The 26,703-nt window shown below is 57.5% G+C and carries 25 protein-coding genes; 15 read left to right on the top strand and 10 right to left on the bottom strand.

Going from position 1 to position 26,703, the window contains the following annotated elements:
* Nucleotides 1-7: 7 nt before the first annotated feature.
* From betA to ACXADZ_RS12530, 3 genes are all read left to right on the top strand, one after another.
* A complete protein-coding gene (gene betA, locus ACXADZ_RS12540) occupies nucleotides 8-1,666 on the top strand; it encodes a choline dehydrogenase (protein WP_475196783.1) in 1,659 nt (552 codons plus the stop codon).
* Nucleotides 1,667-1,720: 54 nt separating this feature from the next.
* Nucleotides 1,721-2,368 (top strand): thermonuclease family protein, encoded by a 648-nt coding sequence (locus tag ACXADZ_RS12535; RefSeq protein ID WP_475196782.1) that lies wholly within the window; start codon nucleotides 1,721-1,723, stop codon nucleotides 2,366-2,368.
* 100 nt (nucleotides 2,369-2,468) lie between these two features.
* Nucleotides 2,469-2,708, top strand: a complete 240-nt coding sequence (locus tag ACXADZ_RS12530; protein ID WP_475196780.1) for an HP1242/YdcH family protein — start codon at nucleotides 2,469-2,471, stop codon at nucleotides 2,706-2,708.
* Nucleotides 2,709-2,783: 75 nt separating this feature from the next.
* Here the strand turns inward: ACXADZ_RS12530 and ACXADZ_RS12525 are convergent, their stop codons facing one another.
* Both ACXADZ_RS12525 and ACXADZ_RS12520 read right to left on the bottom strand, forming a co-directional pair.
* Nucleotides 2,784-4,184: a helix-turn-helix domain-containing protein gene (locus ACXADZ_RS12525; RefSeq protein ID WP_475196779.1), complete on the bottom strand. Its 1,401-nt coding sequence runs from the start codon at nucleotides 4,182-4,184 to the stop codon at nucleotides 2,784-2,786.
* Between the two features lie 63 nt (nucleotides 4,185-4,247).
* Complete coding sequence (locus tag ACXADZ_RS12520) at nucleotides 4,248-5,453, bottom strand: multidrug effflux MFS transporter (RefSeq protein ID WP_475196777.1); 1,206 nt, start codon at nucleotides 5,451-5,453, stop codon at nucleotides 4,248-4,250.
* A gap of 183 nt (nucleotides 5,454-5,636) precedes the next feature.
* Between ACXADZ_RS12520 and ACXADZ_RS12515 the strand changes: the two genes are divergently transcribed.
* The 3 genes from ACXADZ_RS12515 to ACXADZ_RS12505 all read left to right on the top strand — a co-directional run bounded on the left by ACXADZ_RS12515 (nucleotide 5,637) and on the right by ACXADZ_RS12505 (nucleotide 8,254).
* Complete coding sequence (locus ACXADZ_RS12515; protein WP_475196775.1) at nucleotides 5,637-7,169, top strand: acyl-CoA carboxylase subunit beta; 1,533 nt, start codon at nucleotides 5,637-5,639, stop codon at nucleotides 7,167-7,169.
* A gap of 112 nt (nucleotides 7,170-7,281) precedes the next feature.
* The gene (locus ACXADZ_RS12510; protein WP_171092448.1) at nucleotides 7,282-7,767 is read left to right on the top strand and encodes a DUF6497 family protein; all 486 of its coding nucleotides are present in this window, start codon (nucleotides 7,282-7,284) and stop codon (nucleotides 7,765-7,767) included.
* Between the two features lie 133 nt (nucleotides 7,768-7,900).
* Nucleotides 7,901-8,254, top strand: a complete 354-nt coding sequence (locus ACXADZ_RS12505; protein WP_171185072.1) for a hypothetical protein — start codon at nucleotides 7,901-7,903, stop codon at nucleotides 8,252-8,254.
* Between the two features lie 86 nt (nucleotides 8,255-8,340).
* Here the strand turns inward: ACXADZ_RS12505 and ACXADZ_RS12500 are convergent, their stop codons facing one another.
* Nucleotides 8,341-9,492 carry a DcaP family trimeric outer membrane transporter gene (locus ACXADZ_RS12500; RefSeq protein ID WP_475196772.1) on the bottom strand — a complete coding sequence of 384 codons (1,152 nt, stop codon included), beginning with the start codon at nucleotides 9,490-9,492 and terminating at the stop codon, nucleotides 8,341-8,343.
* Between the two features lie 650 nt (nucleotides 9,493-10,142).
* Between ACXADZ_RS12500 and ACXADZ_RS12495 the strand changes: the two genes are divergently transcribed.
* Together ACXADZ_RS12495 and ACXADZ_RS12490 are read left to right on the top strand one after the other, a co-directional pair.
* Nucleotides 10,143-10,346, top strand: coding sequence for a hypothetical protein (locus ACXADZ_RS12495; protein ID WP_171092444.1), 204 nt, complete (start codon nucleotides 10,143-10,145; stop codon nucleotides 10,344-10,346).
* A gap of 116 nt (nucleotides 10,347-10,462) precedes the next feature.
* Nucleotides 10,463-12,508 carry an acetyl-CoA carboxylase biotin carboxylase subunit gene (locus ACXADZ_RS12490; RefSeq protein ID WP_475196768.1) on the top strand — a complete coding sequence of 682 codons (2,046 nt, stop codon included), beginning with the start codon at nucleotides 10,463-10,465 and terminating at the stop codon, nucleotides 12,506-12,508.
* A 76-nt stretch (nucleotides 12,509-12,584) separates the two neighbouring features.
* On the opposite strand, the gene ACXADZ_RS12485 is transcribed toward ACXADZ_RS12490, so the two are convergent.
* A complete protein-coding gene (locus tag ACXADZ_RS12485; RefSeq protein WP_171092440.1) occupies nucleotides 12,585-13,031 on the bottom strand; it encodes a DUF4174 domain-containing protein in 447 nt (148 codons plus the stop codon).
* Between the two features lie 168 nt (nucleotides 13,032-13,199).
* Here ACXADZ_RS12485 and scpA point away from each other — a divergent pair, with 168 nt between their 5' ends.
* From scpA to ACXADZ_RS12455, 6 genes are all read left to right on the top strand, one after another.
* Entirely contained in the window at nucleotides 13,200-15,326 is a 2,127-nt protein-coding gene (gene scpA / locus ACXADZ_RS12480) for a methylmalonyl-CoA mutase (protein WP_475196766.1), read from the top strand.
* Between the two features lie 107 nt (nucleotides 15,327-15,433).
* Nucleotides 15,434-16,036 (top strand): VOC family protein, encoded by a 603-nt coding sequence (locus tag ACXADZ_RS12475; RefSeq protein WP_475196765.1) that lies wholly within the window; start codon nucleotides 15,434-15,436, stop codon nucleotides 16,034-16,036.
* Complete coding sequence (locus ACXADZ_RS12470; RefSeq protein WP_475196763.1) at nucleotides 16,033-16,521, top strand: N-acetyltransferase family protein; 489 nt, start codon at nucleotides 16,033-16,035, stop codon at nucleotides 16,519-16,521. Before ACXADZ_RS12475 ends, ACXADZ_RS12470 begins: the two co-directional genes overlap by 4 nt.
* Before the next feature lie 45 nt (nucleotides 16,522-16,566).
* Nucleotides 16,567-17,247 carry a molecular chaperone DjiA gene (locus ACXADZ_RS12465; protein WP_171092432.1) on the top strand — a complete coding sequence of 227 codons (681 nt, stop codon included), beginning with the start codon at nucleotides 16,567-16,569 and terminating at the stop codon, nucleotides 17,245-17,247.
* A gap of 4 nt (nucleotides 17,248-17,251) precedes the next feature.
* Nucleotides 17,252-18,253: an endonuclease/exonuclease/phosphatase family protein gene (locus ACXADZ_RS12460; protein ID WP_475196762.1), complete on the top strand. Its 1,002-nt coding sequence runs from the start codon at nucleotides 17,252-17,254 to the stop codon at nucleotides 18,251-18,253.
* 37 nt (nucleotides 18,254-18,290) lie between these two features.
* A complete protein-coding gene (locus ACXADZ_RS12455; RefSeq protein ID WP_475196759.1) occupies nucleotides 18,291-18,665 on the top strand; it encodes a hypothetical protein in 375 nt (124 codons plus the stop codon).
* 7 nt (nucleotides 18,666-18,672) lie between these two features.
* Here ACXADZ_RS12455 and ACXADZ_RS12450 read toward each other — a convergent pair whose 3' ends face one another.
* The 5 genes from ACXADZ_RS12450 to ACXADZ_RS12430 all read right to left on the bottom strand — a co-directional run bounded on the left by ACXADZ_RS12450 (nucleotide 18,673) and on the right by ACXADZ_RS12430 (nucleotide 24,458).
* Complete coding sequence (locus ACXADZ_RS12450) at nucleotides 18,673-20,217, bottom strand: Ppx/GppA family phosphatase (RefSeq protein ID WP_171092428.1); 1,545 nt, start codon at nucleotides 20,215-20,217, stop codon at nucleotides 18,673-18,675.
* Between the two features lie 49 nt (nucleotides 20,218-20,266).
* Nucleotides 20,267-20,956 carry a P-loop NTPase family protein gene (locus ACXADZ_RS12445; RefSeq protein ID WP_171092427.1) on the bottom strand — a complete coding sequence of 230 codons (690 nt, stop codon included), beginning with the start codon at nucleotides 20,954-20,956 and terminating at the stop codon, nucleotides 20,267-20,269.
* The gene (locus tag ACXADZ_RS12440; RefSeq protein ID WP_475196755.1) at nucleotides 20,957-22,030 is read right to left on the bottom strand and encodes an AI-2E family transporter; all 1,074 of its coding nucleotides are present in this window, start codon (nucleotides 22,028-22,030) and stop codon (nucleotides 20,957-20,959) included.
* An 89-nt stretch (nucleotides 22,031-22,119) separates the two neighbouring features.
* Nucleotides 22,120-23,094: an isopenicillin N synthase family dioxygenase gene (locus ACXADZ_RS12435; RefSeq protein WP_475196754.1), complete on the bottom strand. Its 975-nt coding sequence runs from the start codon at nucleotides 23,092-23,094 to the stop codon at nucleotides 22,120-22,122.
* Entirely contained in the window at nucleotides 23,094-24,458 is a 1,365-nt protein-coding gene (locus tag ACXADZ_RS12430; RefSeq protein ID WP_475196752.1) for an FAD-dependent oxidoreductase, read from the bottom strand. Before ACXADZ_RS12430 ends, ACXADZ_RS12435 begins: the two co-directional genes overlap by 1 nt.
* Nucleotides 24,459-24,627: 169 nt before the next feature.
* Here ACXADZ_RS12430 and proS point away from each other — a divergent pair, with 169 nt between their 5' ends.
* Nucleotides 24,628-25,968 (top strand): proline--tRNA ligase, encoded by a 1,341-nt coding sequence (gene proS / locus ACXADZ_RS12425; RefSeq protein ID WP_171668764.1) that lies wholly within the window; start codon nucleotides 24,628-24,630, stop codon nucleotides 25,966-25,968.
* Nucleotides 25,969-26,084: 116 nt separating this feature from the next.
* Here proS and ACXADZ_RS12420 read toward each other — a convergent pair whose 3' ends face one another.
* Nucleotides 26,085-26,444 (bottom strand): hypothetical protein, encoded by a 360-nt coding sequence (locus ACXADZ_RS12420; protein WP_171092418.1) that lies wholly within the window; start codon nucleotides 26,442-26,444, stop codon nucleotides 26,085-26,087.
* Nucleotides 26,445-26,703 lie beyond the last annotated feature (259 nt).

The raw sequence follows: 26,703 nt of genomic DNA, 5'->3' as shown, positions 1-26,703 counted from the left end.
TGTGGAAATGGAAGCAGATTTTGTCATCGTAGGCGCAGGGTCCGCAGGCTGCGCAATGGCATATCGCCTTAGCGAAGCCGGGGCCTCGGTTCTGGTGATCGAACACGGCGGGACGGACGCGGGACCGTTTATTCAGATGCCAGCCGCGTTGAGCTATCCGATGAACATGTCGCGTTACGACTGGGGCTATCAGTCCGAGCCCGAGCCGCATCTGAACAACCGTCGTCTGGCTTGTCCGCGTGGTAAGGTGATCGGGGGCTCGTCTTCGATCAATGGCATGGTCTACGTTCGCGGCCACGCACGTGATTTCGATACATGGGCCGAGATGGGCGCCGATGGCTGGTCCTATGCTGATGTCCTGCCATACTATAAACGCATGGAAAGCTGGCACGACGGGGGTCATGGTGGTGATCCGGCATGGCGTGGCACGAACGGTCCGCTGCATGTCTCGCGCGGCCCGCGCGAAAATCCCTTGTTCAACGCGTTTGTCGACGCGGGCCAGCAGGCCGGATACGAGGTCACGGGCGACTATAACGGCGAAAAGCAGGAAGGCTTTGGCCCGATGGAACAGACCGTCTGGAAAGGGCGGCGTTGGTCGGCGGCAAATGCCTATCTGAAACCAGCGCTCAAGCGCGACAATTGCGATATCGTACGGGGTCTTGCGTCTCGGGTTGTGATGGAAAACGGGCGCGCCACCGGGGTGGAGCTGATCCGCGGCGGCAAGTCTGAAGTCATCAAAGCCCGGCGTGAGGTCGTTTTGGCAGCGTCCTCGATCAACTCGCCCAAGCTGTTGATGTTGTCCGGCATCGGCCCGGCCGCGCATCTGGCCGAGCACGGGATTGACGTTGTTGCGGATCGACCGGGCGTTGGTGCCAACCTGCAGGACCATTTGGAGCTTTACATCCAGCAAGCCTCGCTGCAGCCAATCACGTTGTACAAGCATTGGAATCTGTTCAGCAAAGGTCTGATCGGGGCACAATGGCTGTTCACAAAAACCGGCCTGGGTGCGTCGAACCAGTTTGAAAGCGCGGCCTTCATCCGGTCGAAGCCGGGCGTAGAATACCCTGACATTCAGTACCATTTCCTGCCCATCGCGGTTCGTTATGACGGGCAGGCGGCAGCGGAAGGTCACGGGTTCCAGGCGCATGTCGGTCCGATGCGGTCTCCGTCGCGAGGGGCTGTGACGCTTCGGTCCGCTCAAGCTGCGGACGCGCCAGTGATCAAGTTCAACTACATGAGCCATGAACAGGATTGGGAAGATTTCCGCACCTGTATCCGTCTGACCCGGGAAATCTTTGGCCAGGATGCATTCAAGCCCTACGCGGGCAAGGAAATCCAACCGGGTGCTGCCGTGCAATCAGATGAAGAGCTGAACGGCTTTATCGCGGAACATGCCGAAAGCGCATATCACCCCTGCGGCACCTGCCGGATGGGGCGGGCAGACGACAAAAACGCTGTGGTCGATCCCGAAGGGCGCGTCATAGGTGTGGATGGGCTGCGTGTTGCGGACAGCTCGATCTTTCCTCAGATCACCAACGGTAACCTCAACGCGCCGTCGATCATGGTGGGTGAGAAAGTGTCGGATTCCCTATTGGGCAAAGACCCGTTGCCCAAGGCCAATGACCGGCCTTGGATCCACCCGAACTGGGCAACGGCACAGCGTTAACCTTTTGACATGCCCTCGGTTGAATATGCGTGATTTCAGGCGCATATCGGGGGCATGTTAAGGATTTGTTTAGTTTTTGTTCTGCTTCTGCCATCTGTGACACTGGCCGCTGAACGTCTTTCAGGCCAAGTTAATGTAGTAGATGCCGATACTTGGGATGTCGGCGGCATCCGAGTTCGCCTGCATGGAATCGATGCGCCCGAGCTGGATCAATCCTGTCAGGATGCCGAAGGATCAACGTGGCCATGCGGTGCTTGGGTGACGCAGGAGGTTCGCCAGCTATTCCAGGGAAAAACAGCATCATGCATGCCGATGGACCGCGATCGATATGGTCGGGTTGTCGCAAAGTGTATGTTCGAGGCGCAAGATGCAGCCGATCAACTGGTGCGGCTGGGTTTGGCCTTTGCCTATCGCAAGTATTCACATGCCTATGAAAGCGCTGAGCAAGACGCAAAGGCGCGACGTGTTGGGCTGCATCAGCAGCAAGTTCAAGTGCCTTGGGTGCATCGCGCCGCCAGGAAGTCCGCGTCATCCAATGGGTGCCGGATCAAAGGAAACATCTCGGCCAAGGGCGAAAAGATATACCACATCCCGGGCCAGACCTTCTATGCCAATACCCGGATCAGTACATCCAGCGGCGAGCGTTGGTTCTGTTCTGCCGCCGCCGCCCGTGCCGCAGGATGGCGCGCGTCAAAGCGCTAAAATCTGTATGAAACCTGCATGAAATTGATCCGCGTCAAAGCGGGTTCTTCCGGACGCGTCTACGCCTGATTTGCAACGACTTATTATGGAGCGAACAGATATGTCCCACACCCCGCATGAACTGGCTGAAGAGTTTCCGGACAAAGTTGAATTGATGAGCCAGCTCAAGCAATCGGACGCGCATTTTGCCCGGCTGGCCGACGAGTATCACGAAATCAACCGCGTGGTTCATCGGGCAGAAACGAATGTCGATCCGATGGAAGATCTGGCTGAGGTTGAGCTGCGCAAAAAACGCGCGGCTTTGAAGGATGAGATCTGGGCGATCCTGTCCAAAGCGTAAACCAAGTGTCGGGGGCTCTGCCCCCGTCGCGGCCTAGGCCGCGACTCCCCCGAGGTATTTTGGGCCAGGTGAAGATCAGGTGACTTCGTAGGGCAGGGTGCCGCGCAGATGGGTGTCTATGCTTAGGCGACGTTCCAAGGGCGGAACCGAGCGCTGGTGGCAGGTTTGCCGTTCGCAGATTCGGCAAGATATGCCGATCGGTTCGTATGCACTGGCGTTATTGATATCGAGATTGTCGGCATAGACTAGTGCCGGAGCATGCCGAACGTCGCACCCCAAGGCAATCGCATAGCGCCGGACAGGGGCGCCAAAGGATCCACCGGACTTTGATACGTCACGTGCAAGAGAAATATAACGAACCCCATCTGGTGTTTCTGCCAGTTGGCGAAGAAAGTGCCCCGGTGTTTCAAAGGCGCGGTGCACGTTCCACAAGGGGCACGCGCCGCCGAACCGCGCAAATTGCAGGCGCGTGGCCGAGTGTCGTTTGGTAATCGTGCCGGCCTGATCCACCCGAACAAAAAAGAAAGGGATCCCCTTTGCTCCGGGGCGCTGAAGCGTCGATAGCCGATGGGCAATCTGCTCGATTGACGCTCCGAACCGATTGCTGAGCAGTTCCAGATCGTGGCGCTCTTCTTGCGCGGCGGTCAGGAAGACGGAATAAGGCATCAAAGACGCGCCTGCGAAATAGTTGGCAAGGCCGATCTTTGCAATCGACCGAGCCTCGTCGCTTTGGAACTTTGCAAAATCCAGCGTTGCTTCCAACAGCTTGTCCTGGCTGATCAATGCAACCTGCAACAGCAATTGGAACACTTGGGTTTGCGGCGCAGCGCGCGAGGACAGGCGCAGTATCTTGCTTTCTGCGTCGTAACTGCGCAGTGGGTCCATATCTGAAAAAACGACCTGAATACCGCGCTCTGACAGGCTGTTCAGGGCGGCCTGCCGTATCCCTCCGGGGCCGTCTGCCCGATTGGCGAACAATTCTGCCGCCCTGTCCACAGCGTCGATGTAGTTGTCGCAATAATGAAAGAAATCTCGCACTTCTTCCCACGGACTGGCCTGAATACGTGCATCTTCGCGCCCCAAGGCTTCGTCCAGTGACGCAAGGCGTTCGTGTGTTTGGCGGTAGGTTTTGTGTAACTCGATAAAGGCACGCGCCAAGGCGGGGGCGTTGGATGCTGTCAGGCGCAAATCAGCCAGTGGAGGTTGGGCATCGGCGAATACCGGGTCGGCCAATGCCTCACGCATGTCAGATACCAGCCGCTCACTGTCGCCGGTGCTGAGTTCGGTCACGTCCATGCCGAATTCCTGCGCCAAGGCTAACACAACCGTCGTCGAAATCGGTCTGTTGTTGTTCTCCATCTGGTTCAGATAAGGCAGGGAAACACCCAGTTTGGCTGCGAATTCCCGCTGGGTCAGAGTCAGACGTGTGCGCATCTCGCGGAGCTTTGCGCCCGCATAAAGTTTTTGAGTCGCCATTGGGGGCCTTTGCAAGTTTCCTAAATCCGAATCCTAACTTTGCAAAGTGATCCGCGCAACCGATTAGAGCCCAAGTTGCCGTTCCCGCCGGATGACTGCTGCAATCGCACAAATAGCCAAAAGGGCTGTTGTCAGCATCAACCATAAAAGAGGCATAGCGCCAGTTTCGTGTGTCAATAACGCGCCCGCCAATGCGCTTAGACCCGCGCCGCCGCCCAACATGATGGCACCGCTCAAGCCTGACGCGGTTGCAGCCAGGTGCGGGCGGACAGACAGGGAGCCGGCGGTTGCATTGGGGATGACCATACCGTTTCCGATGCCGACAAAGGTCATGAGTCCAAAGAAGCTGAGCGCCGTTCCGCTGCCCACAAGAAAAAGCGTTGCCGATAGGGCGACGCCGAAAGCATTTAGCAGGCTGCCCCAAAACACCATGCGGTTCACGCCGACGCGCATAGAATAGCGCCCGCTGATGAAGTTCCCCGCGAAGTACCCAACGGCAGGTGCGCCAAAATAGATGCCAACTTGCGCGGCGCTCAGTCCGAATAATTCAGTTCCAATAAATGGTGCGCCACCCAGATAAGCAAAGAACGCTCCCGACGAGAATGCGCAGGCCAGTGAGTAACCCCAGAAGCGAGGCGAGGTCAGCAATTCGGGGTATTCTTTGAATTGCTGTATGAGTGATTTTCCGCTTTTTGCTGCCGTTTCGCCAAAATCCGTAAATGTCAGGAAAAGCGTCAAGGCACCAATGGCGAATGGCAGCCAGAAGTTTGCTTTCCAGCCGAACGCCTCTTCGAGAATGCCGCCAATTGCAGGTCCGATCATGGGGACCACGGCCATGCCCATGGTCACATAACCGATCATGGATGCGGCCTGGTCTTGATCGTACATATCCCGCACGGCCGCGCGACTTAGCACGATACCTACGACAATGACTGCCTGACACATCCTGAAGACCAGGAATATCTCGGCGTTCGGCGCATAAATGCATCCCAAAGTAGCCAGTAGGAAAAGCGCGAGCCCCCAAAGCAAAACCGGTCTACGACCCGCCTTGTCGGCAATTGGGCCAATCACGATTTGCAAAACGGCATTGATCAGCAAGTACAAGGCAATCGAGAGTTGCATGACCTTGTAATCGGTGTCGAAGTACACGGCCATGTTTGGAAGGCTGGGTAGGAACAGGTTCATGCTCAGGGCGGATAGGCCTGAGAGCAAGACAAGTGTTGCCAATGTGGGTGGTGTGCGCTGCGCGGCGCCTAAGCTGAACTGCATAGTTCACATGTATAGCTATTGAAATTCGGAATGCCAGTCGTTGAGAAAAATCAATTCGATACTTAGCTAATTTGCAGTTATCCAGAATGTTGTTGCTGAAACTTTGCAAATTTGCCGAAAAGAGCTTTGGCTCAGACTGTCTTGCAGGTAGTGTCCCGTCAAATTTTAAAAGGGATACGCGTCATGAAGGACATCCTTTCGGAGTTGGAAAATCGCCGAGATGAGGCACGACTGGGCGGTGGGCAAAGAAGGATCGATGCCCAGCATTCACGCGGCAAGCTGACAGCACGTGAACGGATCGAATTGCTGCTGGATGAAGGCAGCTTCGAAGAATTCGATATGTTTGTCAGCCACCGCTGCACTGAATTCGGTATGGAAAACCAAAAGCCTGCGGGTGATGGGGTCGTTACCGGGTGGGGCACAATCAACGGCCGTATGGTCTATGTTTTCAGCCAGGACTTTACCGTTTTCGGCGGGTCGCTCTCGGAAACCCACGCGCAGAAGATTTGCAAGATCATGGATATGGCTGTGCAGAACGGAGCGCCGGTCATCGGGATCAATGACTCGGGCGGGGCGCGAATCCAAGAGGGTGTTGCATCGCTGGCTGGGTATGCCGAAGTGTTCCAGCGCAACATAACGGCATCGGGCGTTGTCCCTCAGATCAGTGTGATCATGGGCCCCTGTGCCGGTGGCGCGGTCTACAGCCCGGCGATGACCGACTTTATCTTCATGGTCAAAGACTCGTCTTACATGTTTGTGACCGGTCCCGACGTGGTCAAAACGGTTACAAACGAAGTGGTGACTGCCGAGGAGCTGGGTGGTGCGTCGACACACACCAAGAAGTCTTCGGTTGCGGACGCGGCGTTTGAAAACGATGTCGAGGCGTTGGCCGAAGTGCGCCGACTGGTGGATTTCCTGCCCCTTAACAACCGCGAGAAACCCCCGGTCCGTCCGTTCTTTGACGAGCCCGGACGGCTTGAGCCGTCGCTGGATACCTTGGTGCCCGACAATCCCAACACGCCTTACGACATGAAGGAACTTATCACCAAAGTGGCGGATGAGGGCGACTTCTACGAGATCCAGGAAGACTTTGCCAAGAACATCATCACCGGTTTTATCCGTCTGGAGGGTCAGACCGTCGGGGTCGTTGCCAACCAGCCGATGGTTCTGGCGGGATGTCTGGACATTGACAGCTCGCGCAAGGCGGCGCGCTTTGTGCGCTTCTGCGATTGTTTTGAAATCCCGATCCTGACCTTTGTGGATGTTCCGGGCTTCCTGCCGGGCACGCAGCAGGAATATAGCGGTGTGATCAAACACGGTGCAAAGCTGCTTTATGCCTATGGTGAGGCCACAGTGCCCAAAGTGACCGTGATTACACGGAAAGCATATGGCGGTGCTTATGTGGTTATGGCGTCCAAGCATTTGCGTGGTGATTTTAACTATGCCTGGCCCACAGCCGAGATTGCGGTGATGGGGGCAAAAGGCGCAACCGAAATCATCCATCGCGCAGATCTTGGGGATGCGGAAAAGACCGAGCAGCACGTTGCAGATTACGAAGATCGGTTTGCCAACCCCTTCGTCGCGGCCGAGCGCGGCTTTGTCGATGAAGTGATCATGCCGCAATCGACCCGTCGTCGTGTGTCCAGAGCGTTTGCCAGCTTGCGGGGTAAGCAACTGAAGAACCCATGGAAAAAGCACGACAATATTCCGTTGTAACCGACCTGGGGCGGTCAGGCCGCTCCGGTGTTCCTGTGCGTCGTCAGGCTAAAAACTGGGCAAAACCCGCTCAAAATTGAGGCGGAATTGACAAGAATTGGCAAATAGTTGAATGATCCGACCCATCAGACATAGAACAGCGCAGTTCACAAGCACTGCGCGCGCGATCCCGGAAGGAGGAGCTCGCCCTTGGCGGGTCCGGGATCGCGCCATTTGTCTGATGATCTGCCTGGTCTGCTCACCCGTTTTTGCTCAATCAGATACGCCGTTGCCGGTGCCGTCTGGCCAGCCTGTGCACTTGGATGATGTCTTGCTCGACAACAATCCAGGCGAGCTTTGGGTGCGCTTTCGTTTCATCGCTCCAAAGATTGGCGCGACGGTAGGACGGATCACTTACGATGTTGCGTCCAAAGACATGGAGCATCTGTGCCAAATACTGGCCGTTCCCTATGTGGCCCAGCATGACTTACAGCCTGTGCGGGTCGTTATTTCATTGGCGGACCGACCGGTAGAATTTGGCGATGCCGCCCCGGACGCGACGCAGTTTTTTGAAGCCTACCGGCTGGAGCAGTCCCGGTGTATCTGGGAGGGGCTTTGACCATGAATTCTTTCTTTTTTGACGTCAGAGCATCTCAGACCAACGGTGCGGCTTCGGAGGTGCGCAACATGATCCCATCCCTTTTCGGGTTTGATATTTCTTTGTCTGTCAGCGTTAAGCCGGAGGTATTGCCATGCTGAAGCATCGCGGCTTCCCCGGGCGTCTGTCTGGCACGGATTTTCAGTTTACCATTCGCAGGGCCAATCCCAAGGGCGTGACACCTTTGACGCGTCGGGAACGGTTCCGCGACCGTAAGCCTGCCGACAAGCGTGCGGATACCGCGTTCATGGAAGCGCTTTGGGCGCATTTCGGGGATCAGCCCTTCGAGCGGGGCAATCTGGACGCGGGTCGCCTGAGCTGGTTGTTCGGGCGCGAAGTTGTGCCTGCAGAGGACCCGTTTGATCCGTCCAGCTATGACGCGCTTTTGGTCATTGATGTGGATGTGGCCCGCGCATCTTTTCCCGAAATCATCGACGGGGTGGGCTGATTTTGTCATTGGCTGCCGCATATCAGTATGCTGAATCCGGTGTCGTGGCGATCCTGCCCGCAACTGGGCAGGATCTGTGTGCGGCTTCAGAAGTTGAGCTGAGCGGCCAGCTGAACGCGGCTACCGTCAAAGGTACGGCCAGTGGGCGCGTCGTTCCGCTCTCCATAGATGTACTCGGCGCTGAGCGTCAGGTTGTCAGTTGCCTTGTAGAAGGCGTTGACATGGATCGTCTCCAGCTCGGTGAAGGACAATGTGCCGGTCGAGGTGGGAAGATCATAATTCTCGCGACCGTACGCAATGCCGACATTCCATTTTGGACTCAGGTCTTGCCTGAATTCGACGGTATAGCCATCCACATCGTTCGCTTGCCCGCCGACAATCGCATCGCCAAGGCCGATCAGATAGGGGCCAAGGGCCTCACCCGTCACGTAGTTGACTTGGAACAGCCCACCTTGCCAAGGGCGAACCGAGGCAGAGGCAGTGAAACCCGTTTGGTCAACTTCCACACTGCCGGAATTGGCTTTGCCATACAGCAGTGCGCCCCGCGCAATATATGTGCCGTCATTGTATTCCGCCGAAGCCGTCAAGACCGGATCGTCAGAGTTCGAACCGCCAACATTTTCTTCCACCGAAACGGCGAACTGAGCGTTGCCCCCGAGTTGCCCTGTGTACCGCAGCTGCGGGACACGGGCGAAGGCAATCCCGACCGGGCCGTTAAATTCAACCGAGGTGGGATAAGTGTCCAGCGGCTGGAAGTTGGTCCAGTACTGGCCGATCAGGAACTGATCACCGATCGTGATGTTTGCGTGGCGTATACGCAGTTCGGCGGTGCCACCCGAGCCAAACAGATCAAGCTCCAGCTGACCCCCGATGTCGCCGATCCCACTTGGCGTGGTGGTCCGCAGGCCAATCCGCGATTGGCGTACTGTCGCACCAAAGGTGCCATCGGTTGCCGCAGACGGTTCACCGATGACGTTCACAAAGGCAGTATCGCCCTGATCAAAGTCGAAATCGTAGAAGAAGTCGGCCTTGACGTAGCCATAAACGTCCAAAGTGGTGTTGCCGATCCGAAAATCTCCGTCAGCGGGGCTGCTATCGGCGGATTCCAGCGCCTCAACCCGTGCGCGCAAGGCATCGAGTTCGGCTTGAGTTTGGGCATCCTGAGCATAGGCAAGCGTGCCGGTCACACTAAGCGCCGAGGCAGCAAGCAGGAGTGCCTTCATTCGTGTCGTCATCATGTGGGTGTTTCCTTGTGTGCGAGTGTGCATCCGCACCGTTTCACGCGGCCCGTGACGACGGAAATCACGAGAATGGGACGAAAAAGCCCAAATATCTCAAGGAAATGTGCGACTCGGCCCTGGAAAAATCACGTCAGGGTGAACCGATCTGTCAACCATATGAATGTGAATGCACTTTTGCAGTGCAGAAAAATGTCGCTGCGTGATGCCGCACGTGCAAACGGCCGCCTCTGTTTGGGTAAATGTAACGGCAATGTGACGGGTAGGCAGGGGCTGACACCGATTTACCAGAGATCCTGGATCGGCACGAATTTGCGTGAGCTGTCTCGGTGTGGGCAGAAACCAGCCGAGATATCGCGTGGAAACAATACTGTGTTTGCAGGTGATATTGTGGCGTGCACAGTGAGTGGGCCGTGCGGCTCTACTTTGCCTGCGCCGCACATGCACCTACTATTCCGTACCCCTTCCTTACGCGGGCAGGCTTGTGTTCCCCACAAAAACCTGTCCGCGTTTTTCTTTGGGCGTCTGGCAGGTGAAAAGAGGCAAAAACCTGCACATATCCCGCCTGCGCGCACATTGATATTGAATAACAGACCGCGCTTCGCGCATCTGACCCTCAACAAATCAAGAAACCAAAAAGGGCAGATATCATGCGAATCTCTCAGTTCATCTTTGTTGCGGCGGCCTGCGCAGGCTTGGCAGCCTGCGGTGACACAACGGGCGAACAGGCAATCTTGGGCGGCGGGGCCGGCGCTGTTGGCGCAGCCGTTCTCAACGCAGACCCGCTTTTCGGCGCGGCCGTCGGCGCAGCGGGCAACGTGCTGTATTGCAAAACACAGAACACCTGTAACTAACGCATCTATTTCGGGGCGCCTGTCGCCTCGTCCGTCATCTCGCATCACGCCGTCGTGGGGATCGCTCCCTGCGGCGGCGTTTTGCGTTTCCAGAACACCAAGCCAAAGGACGTTCCATGTTCAATAAGATCCTGATCGCCAACCGGGGCGAGATCGCCTGCCGAGTCATCAAGACCGCCCGCAAAATGGGTATCGGCACAGTTGCTATTTATTCGGATGCGGACAAGAACGCGCTGCATGTGTCGATGGCGGATGAAGCCGTGCACATTGGCCCGCCCCCGGCGAACCAGTCTTACATCGTGATCGACAAGGTCATGGACGCCATTCGCCAAAGCGGTGCGCAGGCGGTGCATCCGGGTTACGGGTTCCTGTCGGAAAACGCCAAATTCGCCGAAGCGCTGGAAGCTGAAGGTGTGGCCTTTGTCGGTCCCCCGAAAGGTGCAATCGAGGCGATGGGCGACAAGATCACGTCGAAGAAAATCGCTCAGGACGCAAACGTGTCGACGGTTCCGGGCTATATGGGGCTGATCGAGGATGCAGATGAGGCGGTCAAAATCTCGAATGAGATCGGCTATCCGGTCATGATCAAAGCCAGCGCCGGTGGCGGTGGTAAAGGCATGCGGATTGCGTGGAACGACGAAGAGGCGCGCGAGGGCTTCCAGTCGTCCAAGAACGAAGCTGCGAACTCGTTTGGGGATGACCGGATTTTTATCGAGAAATTCGTGACCCAGCCGCGCCACATCGAAATTCAGGTTTTGTGTGACAGCCACGGAAACGGGATCTATTTGGGCGAGCGCGAATGCTCGATCCAGCGCCGGAACCAGAAAGTGGTGGAAGAGGCACCGTCGCCATTCCTTGATGAAGCAACGCGTAAGGCGATGGGCGAACAAGCCGTGGCCTTGGCTAAGGCGGTTGGCTATTCCAGCGCAGGCACGGTGGAATTCATCGTTGACGGTGAAAAGAACTTCTACTTCCTTGAAATGAACACCCGTCTGCAGGTGGAACACCCGGTCACCGAGCTGATCACAGGCGTCGATCTGGTGGAACAGATGATCCGTGTGGCAGCGGGTGAGCCTTTGACGATCACGCAGGATGACGTGACGCTGACCGGTTGGGCCATTGAAAACCGCCTATATGCGGAAGATCCCTATCGCAACTTCCTGCCGTCGATTGGCCGTCTGACCCGGTATCGTCCTCCGCAGGAAACTGCGGCCGGTCCGATGTTGGTCAACGGCAAATGGCAGGGCGAAGCGCCTGAGGGTGAGGCCGCCGTACGCAACGATACCGGCGTCTACGAGGGCGGCGAGATCAGCATGTATTACGACCCGATGATCGCAAAACTCTGCACCTGGGCACCGACCCGCGAAGCCGCGATTGAGGCGATGCGCGTTGCCCTGGACAGTTTCGAGGTTGAAGGCATCGGTCACAACCTGCCGTTCCTGTCTGCTGTGATGGACCACCCGAAATTCATCAGTGGTGACATGACCACCGCCTTTATTGCTGAAGAATACCCAGATGGGTTCGAAGGTGTTTCCTTGCCCGAAGCTGATCTGCGCCGGATCGCGGCATCCTGCGCAGCAATGCACCGCGTGGCCGAGATCCGCCGCACCCGCGTGTCGGGCCGGATGGACAATCACGAACGTAAAGTCGGCAAACGCTGGGTTGTTTCGCTGGAAGGCCACGAGTTCCCGGTTCAGGTCAACGCTGACAAAGATGGGGCAACCGTCAAATTCGAAGATGGCTCGACCCTGCGTGTGGCCTCGGACTGGACGCCGGGTGATCAGCTGGCCGTACTAGATGTCGATGGCGGCCCGTTGGTTCTGAAGGTTGGCAAGGTTTCGGGCGGGTTCCGCATTCGCAACCGTGGGGCCGACCTGAAGGTTCTGGTGCGCCGTCCGCGACAGGCAGAGCTGGCCAAACTGATGCCGGAAAAACTGCCGCCGGATACCTCGAAAATGCTGCTGTGCCCGATGCCTGGTCTGGTCGTGAAAATTGATGTCGAAGTGGGGCAGGAAGTTCAGGAAGGTCAGGCGCTGTGCACCATCGAGGCGATGAAGATGGAAAACATCTTGCGGGCCGAGAAGAAGGGCACGGTTGCAAAGATCAACGCTGGCCCCGGCGACAGCCTTGCCGTGGACGAAGTGATCATCGAGTTCGAGTGATCATGCCAGTGCTTTCACTATACCTCCGACGGTCTTCGGCGTTCTGCGCCGGAGCTGCGGGGTATTGCGAAAGCGCTCAACCGCCCTCGCGCCGGTCGCGGATTTCGCGCTCACGCAGGGGTGTCTTGTCGATGGACCGACCGATTTCTCGCACGCTCCAAGGGGCAGGTTTGCGCAGTTTGACCACACCGTCCTTGTCGACGAACACCATCTGGAACCCACGTGGACGCAACTGTGACCGAATCGGAGACCGCGCCGATGGGTCGGTATCGGTCAAAACCACCACATCCCGGTCACGCATGGCCTCTTCGCCGTCCAGCAGCATGTCGATCTGTTGTTGGAAGCGCGGGTCGGCAGGTGTGTCCGCAAAAACTACGATAGGCCGGTTGACCCATAGAAATTCGCTGAGTTCGCTGTCCCCGACCGGGCGAACAAAGCTGTCATCCGAGGGCGCCGTGCCGTCCGCCGCCCAAGCGGCCAGAGGGATTAGTGCCGAGAAAACAAAGGCAAGCGTGCGAGTCATGTGGCCTCCTGTTCTTTCGAATATAGCCCCTGTCTCCGCGATTGCGACTGACGATTTACACAGAACACTCAAAATTTCGCGCTTGCGCCCCGACGCAATGGTCAAGCGCAGGACCTCAATGCGGACGCTTTTTGCGGCCGCCACCCGAGTTGACGAGAGGAAATTGAAATGACCGACAAGAAGGACTGGAAAGCGTTGGCCGAGAAAGAGCTGCGCGGACGTCCGTTGGACGATCTGACAAAGGAAACGCTGGAAGGCATCGCCGTCAAACCGCTGTACACGCAAGAAGATACCGCTGATTTGCCACATATGGGCTCTCTGCCCGGGTTTGGTCCGTTCACACGCGGGGTGAAGGCGACGATGTATGCCGGTCGTCCATGGACCATTCGGCAATACGCAGGTTTTTCAACCGCTGAAGAGTCAAACGCTTTCTACCGCCGAAATCTGGCAGCCGGTCAACAGGGCGTCTCGGTCGCCTTCGATCTAGCGACACACCGTGGTTATGACAGTGATCACTCGCGTGTTGTGGGCGATGTGGGCAAGGCCGGTGTGGCCATCGACAGCGTCGAGGATATGAAGATCCTGTTCGACGGCATTCCCTTGGACAAGGTCTCGGTCTCGATGACCATGAACGGCGCGGTGGTTCCGATTTTGGCGAGTTTCATCGTCGCGGGCGAAGAACAAGGGCATGACAAATCCCTGCTGTCCGGCACCATTCAGAACGATATTCTGAAAGAGTTCATGGTGCGGAACACCTACATCTACCCGCCTGAGCCGTCGATGAAGATCATCTCGGACATCATCGAATACACCTCGAACGAGATGCCCAAGTTCAACTCGATCTCGATCTCGGGCTACCACATGCAAGAGGCCGGGGCGAACCTGGTGCAGGAATTGGCCTATACGTTGGCGGACGGGCGCGAATACGTGCGCGCCGCGACTGAGGCCGGGATGGACGTGGACAAGTTCGCGGGGCGTTTGTCGTTCTTCTTCGCCATCGGCATGAACTTCTTCATGGAGATCGCCAAACTGCGTGCGGCGCGGACCCTATGGCATCGCGTGATGACCGAATTCGGTGCAAAATCCGAGCGGTCAAAGATGCTGCGGACGCACTGCCAGACCTCGGGCGTTTCGTTGCAGGAGCAAGATCCCTATAACAACGTGATCCGCACAGCCTATGAGGCAATGAGTGCGGTTCTGGGCGGTACGCAAAGCTTGCACACCAACGCTTTGGACGAGGCGATTGCTCTGCCAACCGACTTTTCGGCGCGTATCGCGCGGAACACGCAGTTGGTGTTGCAGGAAGAGACCGGCGTGACCGACGTGGTCGATCCTTTGGCCGGTTCGTATTACATCGAAAGCCTGACCAACGAACTGGTCGAAAAGGCCTGGGCTTTGATGGAAGAGGTCGAGGAGATGGGCGGCATGACCAAAGCCGTGGCCAGCGGCATGCCCAAACTGCGGATCGAGGAAAGCGCGGCGCGCCGTCAGGCGATGATCGACCGGGGCGACGAGGTGATCGTCGGTGTCAACAAGTACCGCAAAGAACAGGAAGATCCGATCGACATTCTGGATGTCGACAACGTTGCGGTGCGCGAAGCACAGGTCGCGCGACTGGAACGTATCCGCGCAACCCGCGACGAGGCAGCGTGTCAGGCTGCGCTGGACGCGCTGACCACAACTGCCCGCGAGGGTGGCAACCTGCTGGCTGCTGCGGTCGAGGCCGCCCGCGCCCGCGCATCCGTAGGAGAGATCAGCATGGCAATGGAAAAGGAATTCGGTCGCCACCGTGCCGAAGTGAAAACCCTGGCCGGGGTGTATGGCGCGGCATACGAAGGTGACGAAGGTTTTGCCGCGATCCAGAAGTCCATTGAAGAGTTTGCCGAAGCTGAAGGGCGTCGCCCCCGTTTGCTGGTGGTCAAGATGGGTCAGGATGGGCATGACCGGGGTGCCAAGGTCATCGCCACGGCCTTTGCCGATATTGGGTTTGACGTCGACGTCGGGCCTTTGTTCCAGACACCCGCCGAGGCCGCGCAGGACGCGGTGGACAATGACGTGCATGTGGTTGGGATTTCCTCGCAAGCTGCAGGGCACAAGACGCTGGCCCCGCAGTTGGTGGAAGAGCTGAAGAAAGCTGGTGCCGAGGACATCATCGTCATCTGCGGAGGCGTGATCCCGCAACAGGATTATCAGTTCCTGTATGATCATGGGGTGAAAGCGATCTTTGGGCCGGGCACCAATATCCCCGAAGCTGCGCAGGACATCCTGCGTCTGATCAGCGAAGCGCGCGGCTAAACAGTGGCTAAGGTTTTTCGTCGAAAAATCTTGTGATCGCGCGCCGATGGCGGAAACATGCGACCAGACCTGATTGGGTCTGGTCGAATTGTTTTTAGGAGGGGCGCATGTTGCTCGATCATCTGGCCGTCGCCGGAGAAACGCTGGAAGAAGCATCCGCGCATGTCGAACAGGCTTTGGGCGTTGCGCTGCAGGCGGGCGGCAAACACGAGAAGTTTGGCACCTATAATCGATTGCTGGGACTCAAGGACGGCCTGTATCTTGAGGCAATTGCCATTGATCCCGACGCGCCCACGCCGGAACGGACCCGCTGGTTCGATCTGGACCGGTTCACAGGTAAACCGCGGCTGACCAATTGGATTTGTCGCGTGCCGGATATCGAAGCGTCTCTTTCGGTGTTTCCCGATGGTGTTGGAACGCCGATTGATCTGACACGCGGGGCCCTGAGTTGGCGCATGGCCGTGCCACCGACCGGCCGACTTTCCTTTGACAACCTGTTTCCCGCGCTGATTCAGTGGCAGGGGGATCTGCACCCGGCGCAGATGTTGCAGGACAGCGGCTGCAGTCTTCGCAGGTTGGTCGTGTTCCACCCGGATGCGCTGACCTTAGCCACGCATCTTGGCGCGTTGGACTGGGTGGTGTTCGACACTGGGCCAGCCGCTTTGCGGGCCGAGTTTGAAACCCCGCACGGCGTGCGTGTGTTGGAATGAAGGTCCGACAGGCGCAGCTTGCAGATGCACACGCGATTGCCGAGATCACCAATCAGATCATTCGCGAGACGTTGGTGACGTTCACAACCGATACCCGCAGCGTTGAGAGTATCGCCGAAGATATCCTCGCCCGAGGTCCCGGGTTTTTGGTTGCAGAAATTGAAGGCCGCGTGGTCGGGTTTGCGACCTTTGGGCCTTTCCGCTCAGGCCCCGGGTATGTCCACAGCTCGGAACACTCGATCCAACTGGCACCCGACGCGCGCGGCAAGGGTGCTGGCCGCGCCCTGATGGCGGCACTTGAAAAGGCCGCGCGTGCCGAAGGCGTCCATGTGCTGGTTGCTGGCATCTCGTCCGCAAACCCGTCTGCCATTGCATTCCACACAGCGTTGGGGTTCGAACAGGTCGGGTATATGCCTCAAGTCGGTTACAAATGGGGGCAGTGGCTGGATCTTGTGCTGATGCAGAAAATTCTTTCACCGGAATGATCTATCGCACCTGACAGTCCCGGATTGTGGCGCTAGGGTACGGCCATGTCGATCTGGACCCGCATATCCGACGCGCTCAGCGCCCTTGCACAGGGCGAAAGCCTGACCGCTGTTTTTGAAAAGCTACGCTCGCCGCCTGAACGCTCGGTTGCGTTCACGATTGCCGTCATTGCGTTGGGTGCAAAAATGGCCAAAGCAGACGGGCAGGTGACGCGGGACGAAGTCACGGCCTTCCGCGACGTGTTCCAGATTGCGCGCGAGGATGAAGAAGGCGCTGCACGGGTTTTCAATATGGCGCGCACGGATGTTGCCGGATACCAGGACTATGCCCGCAAGATCGCCCGGATGTTTTCCGAAGACAACACGACCCTCTGCGACCTGATGGAAGGGCTGTTCCACATCGCTATGGCAGACGGGTTTTACCATCCCAATGAAAACGAATTCCTGGAAGAGGTCAGCCGCATCTTTGGTCAGACCGACGCGCAGTTTCTGGCCTTGCGCGCGCGGTTTGTACCCGAGGCACCCAATGACCCTTACGTGGTGCTGGGCGTATCACGGGACATGCCGGTAACTGAGATCCGCAAAGTCTGGCGTCAACTGGTTCGCGAGACTCACCCAGACGCGATGATGGCACGCGGTGTCCCGGAAGAAGCGATCCGGTTGGCTGAAAAAAAGATGATCGATATCAACCGCGCCTGGGATGAAATCAACGGCGCGGCGGCCTGAGAAGATGCGGCTGGCGACCTATAATATCGAGTGGTTCGCCAATCTTTTCGACAAAAACGACGCCCTCATTGTCGATGAAAGCTGGTCGGGCAGGCACGACGTCACCAAGGCCCAGCAGGTCGAGGCAATTGCCAAGGTTCTGACCGCGATAGATGCTGATGCGGTTCTGATCGTTGAGGCACCGAATACCGGCAAACGCCAGAACACGGTACGCGCACTGCAGGCCTTTGCCGAGGCATTCGATCTTCGCACCTCTGACGCGGTGATGGGTTTTGCCAATGACACACATCAGGAATTGGCGCTGCTATATGACAGGTCAGTTCTGCACGTGCGCCACGACCCAAAAGGAGACGCCGACGACCTGTCCGCCCCTCGGTTCGATGGAGAATTCAAAATTGACCTGGATGTTGATGCGACCGAAGACATCGTCCGGTTTTCCAAACCGCCAATGGAACTGGCTCTGACAACGCGTTCGGGCAAGGACGTCAGGTTGATCGGGGCGCATCTAAAGTCAAAAGCGCCGCATGGGGCAGATTCAAGGGATGAGGCGATCCGCATTTCGATTGCCAATCGCCGCAAACAACTTGCGCAGGCGGTTTGGCTGGCCAGAAGGGTCGAGGCGCATTTGGCGCAGAATGAGTCTGTCGTTTTGCTAGGCGATCTGAATGACGGACCGGGTCTGGATGAGTTTGAACATCTGTTCGGACGGTCGTCGGTTGAGATTTTGTTGCAAGCGGGGCTGTACGATCCGCATGCGGTCAAGGCGCATGAGTTCAGGCCGGGATCAGTGCCGTCCACTGCACGTTTCGCGCGCCCCGACGAAGGCCGGTTTCTTGAGGCGTTGCTGGACTACATTATGATCTCAGAGGATTTGCGTGCCTTTGATCCAGCCTGGCGCATATGGCACCCGTTTCGGGATGTTGCATGCTGGTCTGAACCAGAGTTGCGGCAGGCGCTGTTGGCAGCCTCGGACCATTTCCCAGTCACTCTGGATATTGATCTGTAGTCTTTGCAGCTTGCGTCTGAACGCTTATATCAACGTTATGAAACGGATTGTTTTGATCAGCGCCGTTTGGGCATCTTTGGCGGTGCCGACACTGGCACAAGAAGACACTGGAAAATCCCTGATGGAGCAGGGGGCTGAGCTGTTTTTCGAAGGGCTGCGCAAGGAAATGGAACCAGCGCTGGATGAGTTGCTTGGGATGGCGGACGAGTTTGGGCCGGCCATGCAATCTTTCCTGCAAGAGATGGGCCCCGCGCTGGCGGAACTGGCGGCTGAGGTCAAGGATTGGAGCGCTTATGAAGTGCCGGAAATCCTGCCCAACGGCGACATTATCATCCGCAAAAAACCGATTGAAGATCTGCCCGAGCCTGAAGACAAGGATGAAGAGGTTCCCGAAGGCGCAACTGATATCTGAGACAATTTCAGTTCTTGATGATCACGCGCATTTCGGATTTCAGTGCGCTTGCCAGTGAATTCAGGCGCGCTTCGGCCACTTCGCTGAACAATGGTGCCGCAGCTTCGGGCAGGTACAGCTCTAGCTCGCGTTTTTTGGGATAGAGTTTCAGTCGTCCCATATTGGCATCGTTGTGCATCCACAGCATCGCGCCAAATCGCATGGCCTTACCCAGGATCTCGGCCTGTTTTTGGTCTTTCTCGTCCAGTAACTCATACAACGGGGCAAAACGGTTGCCTTCACGTTTGTTGCGATAACGATGCTGCAATGCTAGCCCGATAAAAACACGCTCGGAATGCTTCAGGCCACCAAGATTTGCGCGGGTGACATAGTCGAAACATGCTTCGGCCCGGTAATCCGGGTGGGCCCGCCAAGTGACGTCGTGCAACAGGCAGGCCGCCTTGATCAGGCGTACCCGGCTGGGCGGTGCTGACCGGAACAAGGGCATCACAAAATCATAAAGGTGGCGACCAAAGCCGGGCAGGCGCGCATCTTTGGCTTCGGAAAAACGACTGGCCTCGATCAAAGGGTCGCGGTCGCGCAGTTCCTGTGACATCTGTTCGTAAAGCAGGCCTTCGCGGATGCCATAGCTTGAAATCGCGATATCCTTGGGCTTGAACGTTCGGATCAGCCGCGCCAGCACGTCCATCGCATAAGGAATCAACGACATGCGCGAGCTTGAGACCCCAGCTTGGCTGCGCAGCTTGTCGGGATCGTTCTTTTCGATGAACTTGATCGTTTCACGCACCTGTTTGGTGGTCATGCGGTATTCGTGCAGCACGTTCAGCGGATAGCCCCGCCGCAGCATGTCCAGTCGTGCAAAAGCTCGCCAACTGCCACCGACCAGAAACAGACGATCCCGCTGCGGCCCCATCTGATCGCGCAGCTCTTCCATCGTAGACTTGATATGCGCCTTGCGCGCCCGTCGCCCGCCCTTGATGTCGCGAAGCTTCAGCGGCCCGAGGGCTGAGGTCACACGGCGGCCGACTTGACCGTCGCCGATTTCGGCCAATTCCATCGACGAGCCCCCAATGTCGCAGATCAGGCCGTAAGCACCGGGCCAGCCCAACAACACGCCTTGCGCTGACAGGCGGGCCTCTTCAGCGCCGTCGATCACGGCCACATGCAGCCCGGTTTCCGCTTTGACCTGCGCGCAGAAATCCGGGCCGTCTTCGGCCTCTCGCACGGCGGCTGTGGCCACCACGTGTAGCCCGGGCAGATCCAGATCCATTGCCAGATGCTGGAACCTACGCAGCGCCGCCAGCGCGCGGTCGCGCCCGCGCGGGTTCAAACGCCCTGTCTCGGACAGACCCGCGCCCAGTTCGCACATTACCTTTTCGTTGTAGAAATATGCGGGTGATCGGGCCGCCCCGTCGAAGATGACCATTCGCACCGAGTTCGACCCAACATCGACCACCCCGACCCGTGACAGAGCCCGCGTGCCAGGGTCGTCGAACAATGGTTTTCCGAAGGGTCCCCAGTCCGGGATGTCGGTTTCGACGGTCTGATCCATGTGTCTTCCAGATAGTGCAGTCAGAGGATGCGAAATTGGAGCTTGCGGGTCAATCACCCGTCTCGATCTCATCCGGGCTCGTGTTTAAAACCCGGACGGCCAATGCGCGTGTGATGTCACGTTTTTCCGTCAATGCCAGGTGGTCCAGTTGTTTGACAACATTTGCGGCGGTTTCAAACCGGCGGTCCATATGCTTGACAAGATAGGCAATGACCTCGGGGCCGGGATTCAACTGACGGTCCACAAACAGCTTGGCCAGCACTGCGCCCAGCAACGCATCGTCGGGCGGATCCAACGCGACGTGGTGGGCCCCTTCAACCCGGCTTTGTAGATCCGCCAGCGGCATTTCCCAGAACTTCGGCGCAAGCCTGCCTGTCATCAACAGGGCGTGCCCCTCGGCCAGAACCAGATTGTGCAGGTGAAACAGCGTTTTCTGCTGTTCCAGATCACCGGCAACCATCGGGACATCTTCGACTGCAATCGGCTTTCGCGCCAGTTCCGGTACATCGTCATAGCGCAATTCAGACGCCTGAATGATGCGACCGCCGGTTTCAGCGGCCCAAACATGCGCCAGGTGAGTTTTGCCAGCGCCAGCAGGGCCGCTCAGCACCAGTTTGTTTCCGGGCCAGGACGTGGCCGAGATCATTGCTACGGCCAAAGCATTGGCAGGCGAGACAAAGAAGTCCTCGCGCCCAAGCGCAGTTTTGGCGGGCAGATCAAAGCTGAGTTGTCGGGCCATTTACTCGGTTTCCTGATCCTGGCTTTCAAGACCGGTGTACAGGCGGCTGTCCAGATAGAGCGAGGTTCCAAACCGAGCCAAAACGCCAAGGGCCGCTGCGACCGGAACGGCAACCAACATCCCGACAAAGCCAAACAGCGCGCCAAAGACCGACAGCGCCAGCAACAGCCAAACCGGGTGAAGCCCAACGGAATTCCCGACCAGTTTGGGTGTCAGAAAATTGCCCTCGGTCACTTGCCCAATGGCAAAAATACCCGCGATCAGGCCGATATGAGCCCAGTCGCCCCAGAACTGGAACAGTGCCAGTCCGATGGCCAGCGTGCCACCGATCAAAGCACCCAGATAGGGAATGAACGTCACCAACCCCGCAATGAAACCCACGATCAGACCGAATTGCAGACCCGCGAGCATCAGGGCCACCGCATAATACGTGCCAAGGATCAGACAGACCGTACCCATCCCGCGCACGAAGGAGGCCAGAACGGCATCAATCTCGCTCGCCAAGCGTTTGATAGTGGGGGCGTGATCGCGTGGCAGCAACTCTCCAATCCGGGCGATCATGCGATCCCAGTCCAACAGAAGGTAGACTGCAACAACCGGCACGATCACCAGAAGAACCACAATGTTGATGGCAGACCCCAGCGAGGTCAGCACCGTTTGTAAAACGTCCCCGGTTTTAGACTTGAGCGTTTCGCCAAAAGACACGAGCATCTGGTGCGTGCTGGATTCCCGGTCCAACAGGGATGGGAACTGTTTTTCTACGAAACCACGCAATTGCTTAAACAGTTCAGGCATCACGTCCACAAGATCCAGCAACTGGGTGATCAGGGCTGGCACGACCATCAGGATAGCCAACACAAACCCCAGAATGCCAACAACGGTAATGATTGCTGTGGCCGCCATGCGGGACAGGCCAAGCCGTTCAAGCCGATCCGCAACGGGATCAAGGAAATAGGCAATGGCCCCGCCGATCACAAACGGCAGCAGGACATCTCCCAAGGCCCAGAGGATCAATACAAAAACAACAGTGGCAACGCCCCAGTATCTCATCTGATCCTTAACCGGCAATGCCATCGCGATCCCCTTTTGCAGGCCTTTGATGGTGTTCTTGGCGTATCAAGGCGAGTGATGCAAGCGCTTCATTTGGCCTGAAATTGCAGCCTTTAGTCCTGAAGTGTACCCAGTTCCGGCGTATTGTCGTCTGCGGTCTCATCGGGCCAGTTGGTGCGCCAGATTTCTGCAGACCAATGCCCGCAATGAACAGCAGGGCGGTCGAAACCAGGCAGCGCAGCCAATAACGGCTCGACGATAACGTCGTGGCGGGGGACGGCGAAGTAGGGGAAAGAATATCGCTCTTTGCCTGACCGGTTAACCACCCGGTGCGGCGTGGATTTCAACCGGCCGCCTGACCAAAGCTCCAGCATGTCGCCGATATTGACGACAAACCCGCCCGGCGGGCAGTTTGGTGTGATCCATCCCCCAGTGCGCGTCTGTACTTCAAGTCCGCCCACCGGATCTGGGGCGATGATGGTCAGCGCGTCCGTGTCCTTGTGCGGGTGGATGCCATAGCCAGCCTCGTCCGCAGCCTGCGGCGGATAGTGTAGCAGGGTCATGTTGGTCATCGGATCCTGGAACGCACTGCGCAGCGTGTTTGGCTTCAGGTTCAGACCTGTCTCTAACGCCCCGAGCAAAAGATCGGCGACCCGGTCCAGCTGGCTCCAGTAACCCAGAATGATCTCTTTGGCGCCGGGTACTTCGTCCGGCCACAGATTCGGCCCGTACAAAGAACAGACCGAGCGTATCGGGGCATTTGCCGCGACTTCGTGATGCAGCTTGTAGCCTTCGTATTTGTCCGCGTTGCCCGAGCCATCGTTGGGTGTGAAGAACCCCATGGGGATATAGCCGCGATAGTTTTCGCGGGTAATGGCCTGATCCCATTTACGCGACCTATCGATGGCAAAAATCTCTCTGGTCGTCTGTCTGACTTGATCAACAGTTTCCTGAGCCACGCCTGTCCCGGTGATGGACAGGAACCCGATCCCGGTACAAGCCTCAAGGATGTGCTGCACCGTTGCTTCGTATGCATCGGTTTTTGGTTCGGTCAAAGGCGAGATGTCGATTGTTGGAATGCTGTCCATTAGTGAATCCTGACCCCTTGGCGTTCCAGTTCCGTGTGAACAGGTGCCAAATTCAACTGGTCCAGGTCCTGATTGCTTTTCAATGACAGCGCTGCCGCAATGCCTGCACCCTGACCCATGACCGCGCAACAGGCCATGTTGCGCGTAGCTGCATGCGCTACCCGATCTGCACCATGCGACCGGCCTGCAACGAGCAACCCCTTGATACCCTTTGGCAGCATCGACCGGTAGGGAACCTGCATGTACCGTCCCGTGGTCGGCAGGATCAGAATGCCATAACCGTCGATGAATTCGGGATAGATGCCAATGGTATCTTCAAACCGACCCTGATGGCGGGCATCGTTTTCGGTCATGTTGTACACCGCGTCGATCTTGCGCGTGTCGCGGATGCCAATGGTCATACCAAAGTTTCGAAGCCGCGCGTTTTCACAGCCCGGCATGAACCGGCGCAAAGCGTCAATAGCCAGCATCGACTGTCGGCGGCCCTCGATCTCGCCGCGTGTCAGGCTGTCGGGGTCGGTGCCGTCGATTTCGGCCAAGTGGATGAGGTTCATATACGTCAGCTCACCGGTGTCATGCATTGCGCCCCAGGTGCCTGCGATGGTGTTTAGATGCGGCGGGATCAGCCCTTCATCTATGGCTTGCTGAAATGGCTTGTGAACAAAGGGCGAGAACATGTCGTCTTCCTTGCCGCTAGTCTCGATATTCCACTCACCGCCGCCGCCCCAGTCCTTGTAGGTCTTCGGGTCGGCCTTCACGCCCTCCATGAACGCGCGTTTATCGACGCCAGCCAGATGGAACATGACCGAGGCGGCCATCATGTCTTCACGCGGGGTCTTGTGGGTCGGTGCGCCTGCGCGGTGCGCCACATCCGCGTCGCCGGTGGCGTCGATTACCACTTTGGCCAGGATCGCCTCGCGCCCGGCTTTGGATTCGGTGATGATGCCGGTGATCCGGTCGCCCTCCATGATGGGGGCGACGAACTGACGATGAAGCATTGGATGCACGCCTGCCTCTTCGACCAACTTATCGGCCACCAGTTTGAACCCTTCGCTGTCCAGCTCATAACTCAGCGACTGGCTTTCGGGGACAGCCGCGCCCATGTCTTTGGCACGGGTTTCGAATTCCATGCCGATGCCGCCGGCCTCGACCGTCTGTTCATGGCGATACCAGGCAAACCCCTCGACGCCCACAGCAGTGATGTTGCCGCCCATGCAACCAAAGCGGTCGACCAGAGATACTTCGGCCCCGGCCCGCGCCGCTGCCAGTGCTGCGGCCAGCCCTGCGGGACCAGAGCCAACAACCAAAACGTCGGTCTGATGGATGACGGGGATTTGGCGGGCGGGTTCCTGAATTGTTTGCATCGGCGCCTCTTGAGTTTCGCAATTCTGTTACAATTGAAGCTCTCGATTGGCGGGTCAATCAAAAAACCGACTGACGCGAAGTCGCAAAACTGCCAATGTTCGATTGCCCCCGGCGGGGCTTTGGAATAATCACCTGTGCAGTCGAATTCTTACCTTTGAAGGTCCATCCATGCGCCTGAGCCGTTACTTTCTGCCCGTTCTCAAGGAAAACCCGTCTGAGGCCCAGATCGTCAGCCATAGGCTGATGCTGCGCGCGGGTATGATCAAGCAGGCCGCCGCCGGTATTTATTCGTGGCTGCCGCTGGGCTTCAAAGTGCTGCGCAAGCTGGAAAACATCGTGCACGAGGAACAGGCGCGTGCAGGCCACATCGCGATCCAGATGCCGATCCTGCAATCGGCCGACCTGTGGCGCGAATCCGGCCGTTATGATGATTACGGTCAGGAAATGCTGCGCATGCAGGACCGTCACGGTCGCGACATGCTGTATACGCCCACCGCTGAAGAACTGGTGACAGATATCTTCCGCGGTCACGTCAACAGCTATAAAGACCTGCCGCTGACGCTGTATCAGATCCAGTGGAAATTCCGCGACGAAATCCGCCCGCGTTTCGGCGTGATGCGCGGGCGCGAGTTCTACATGAAGGACGGCTACAATTTCGACCTGACCAAGGAAGACGCGCTGCACGCCTACAACCGTCATCTGGTCAGCTATCTGCGCACTTACGAACGCATGGGCCTACAGGCCATTCCGATGCGCGCCGATTCAGGCCCGATCGGCGGCGATGACACGCATGAGTTCCTTGTGTTGGCCGATACCGGCGAATCCGAGGTCTTTTATGACAGCGCAGTCACCGACCTGACTTTTGGCGACCGCCAGATCGACTATGACAACCGCGAACAGTGCCAGGCTATACTGGAAGAGTTCACCTCGAAATACGCGCGCACGGACGAAACGCATGATGAGGAATTGTTCAATCAAATCCCCGAAGAACGCCGTCGCGTGGCCCGAGGTATTGAGGTTGGTCAGATCTTTTACTTCGGCACCAAGTACTCTGAAGCAATGGGCGCAACGGTTCAGGGTCCTGACGGAAAATCCGTCCCGGTTCACATGGGCAGCCACGGTATCGGCGTTAGCCGCCTGATCGGCGCGATCATCGAGGCCAGTCATGACGACAAAGGCATCATCTGGCCCGAGGGCGTAACACCGTTCCACTGCGGAATTGTGAACCTGAAGCAGGGTGATGAAGAAGCAGATGCGGCCTGCGACAAGATCTATTCGGCGTTGACCGCCTTGGGTCTGGAGCCGTTGTATGATGATCGCAACGAACGGGCAGGGGGCAAGTTTGCAACCATGGACCTGATTGGTCTGCCCTGGCGTATTACCGTAGGCCCGCGCGGTCTGAAGAACGGTGTGGTTGAGCTGACCTGCCGCCGTACGGGTGAAAGCGAGGAGCTGAGCCCGGAAGCGGCAGTCACCAAGGTTGCAGAAATCTATGAGAAGATCGCCTGATCGCAATCTTCAGGTGCACAATTAACAGTCACCGTGAACTCGTTAGAACAAACTAGGCGGCCAGCATTCCGATCTGGCCGTCAACCGCGGCCAACTCAGGTTGCCTAGCTTTGCCCTCAGTCCTGGTCTGCCGTCGGGCGCTCTGCCAGAACATCGCCATTGGCACCGTCACCGCGCGCGACCACAATCGGTCGGCCCAAACGGCTGACCAGTTCGCGAAACTCGAGACCCAGAAACCGCAGCCCGCAAACGCGTGCGTCGGTCGTCCGATCCGTGATGCACAAACGCCCCTGACGGAACGCCAGCCGGTATCCTTTTTCCTTGAGGATATCAGCCAGATTGCTCCAGCTTGCTGCGCTGACAAAGATCGGCCGAATAGCCGCGCGCAGCAGTGCCGCTGTCTCACAATCCAGTTCTGTTGATGCCCTGCGGGTCGGAATTGCGCCCGCGCCATTGTTAGAGATTTGAAAATTCATTGAGCGACCCCCGCTCTTTAAATGTGTTCCCCCATAGTTAGGGTGACAAAGTTTCTGAAAATAATCAAAAATAGTAATAAAATTTCGCCCTCATTGTTGCCTTTTCAATTCACAAACTCACAAAGTGCGATGATTAACTTCATAACTGAAACAATATCACCTTGTCTGTGAAGGGCTTCACAACTCACGGTGTAGCGCCGCGTTTTGAAGTCGTCCGTTTGGCTGCGACTTGTAAGCGGTGACCCGAATCACTGCTACG

It is taken from the genome of Ruegeria sp. ABM4_193 (assembly GCF_056158705.1).
This window is presented reverse-complemented; position numbering and strand designations above follow the sequence as displayed.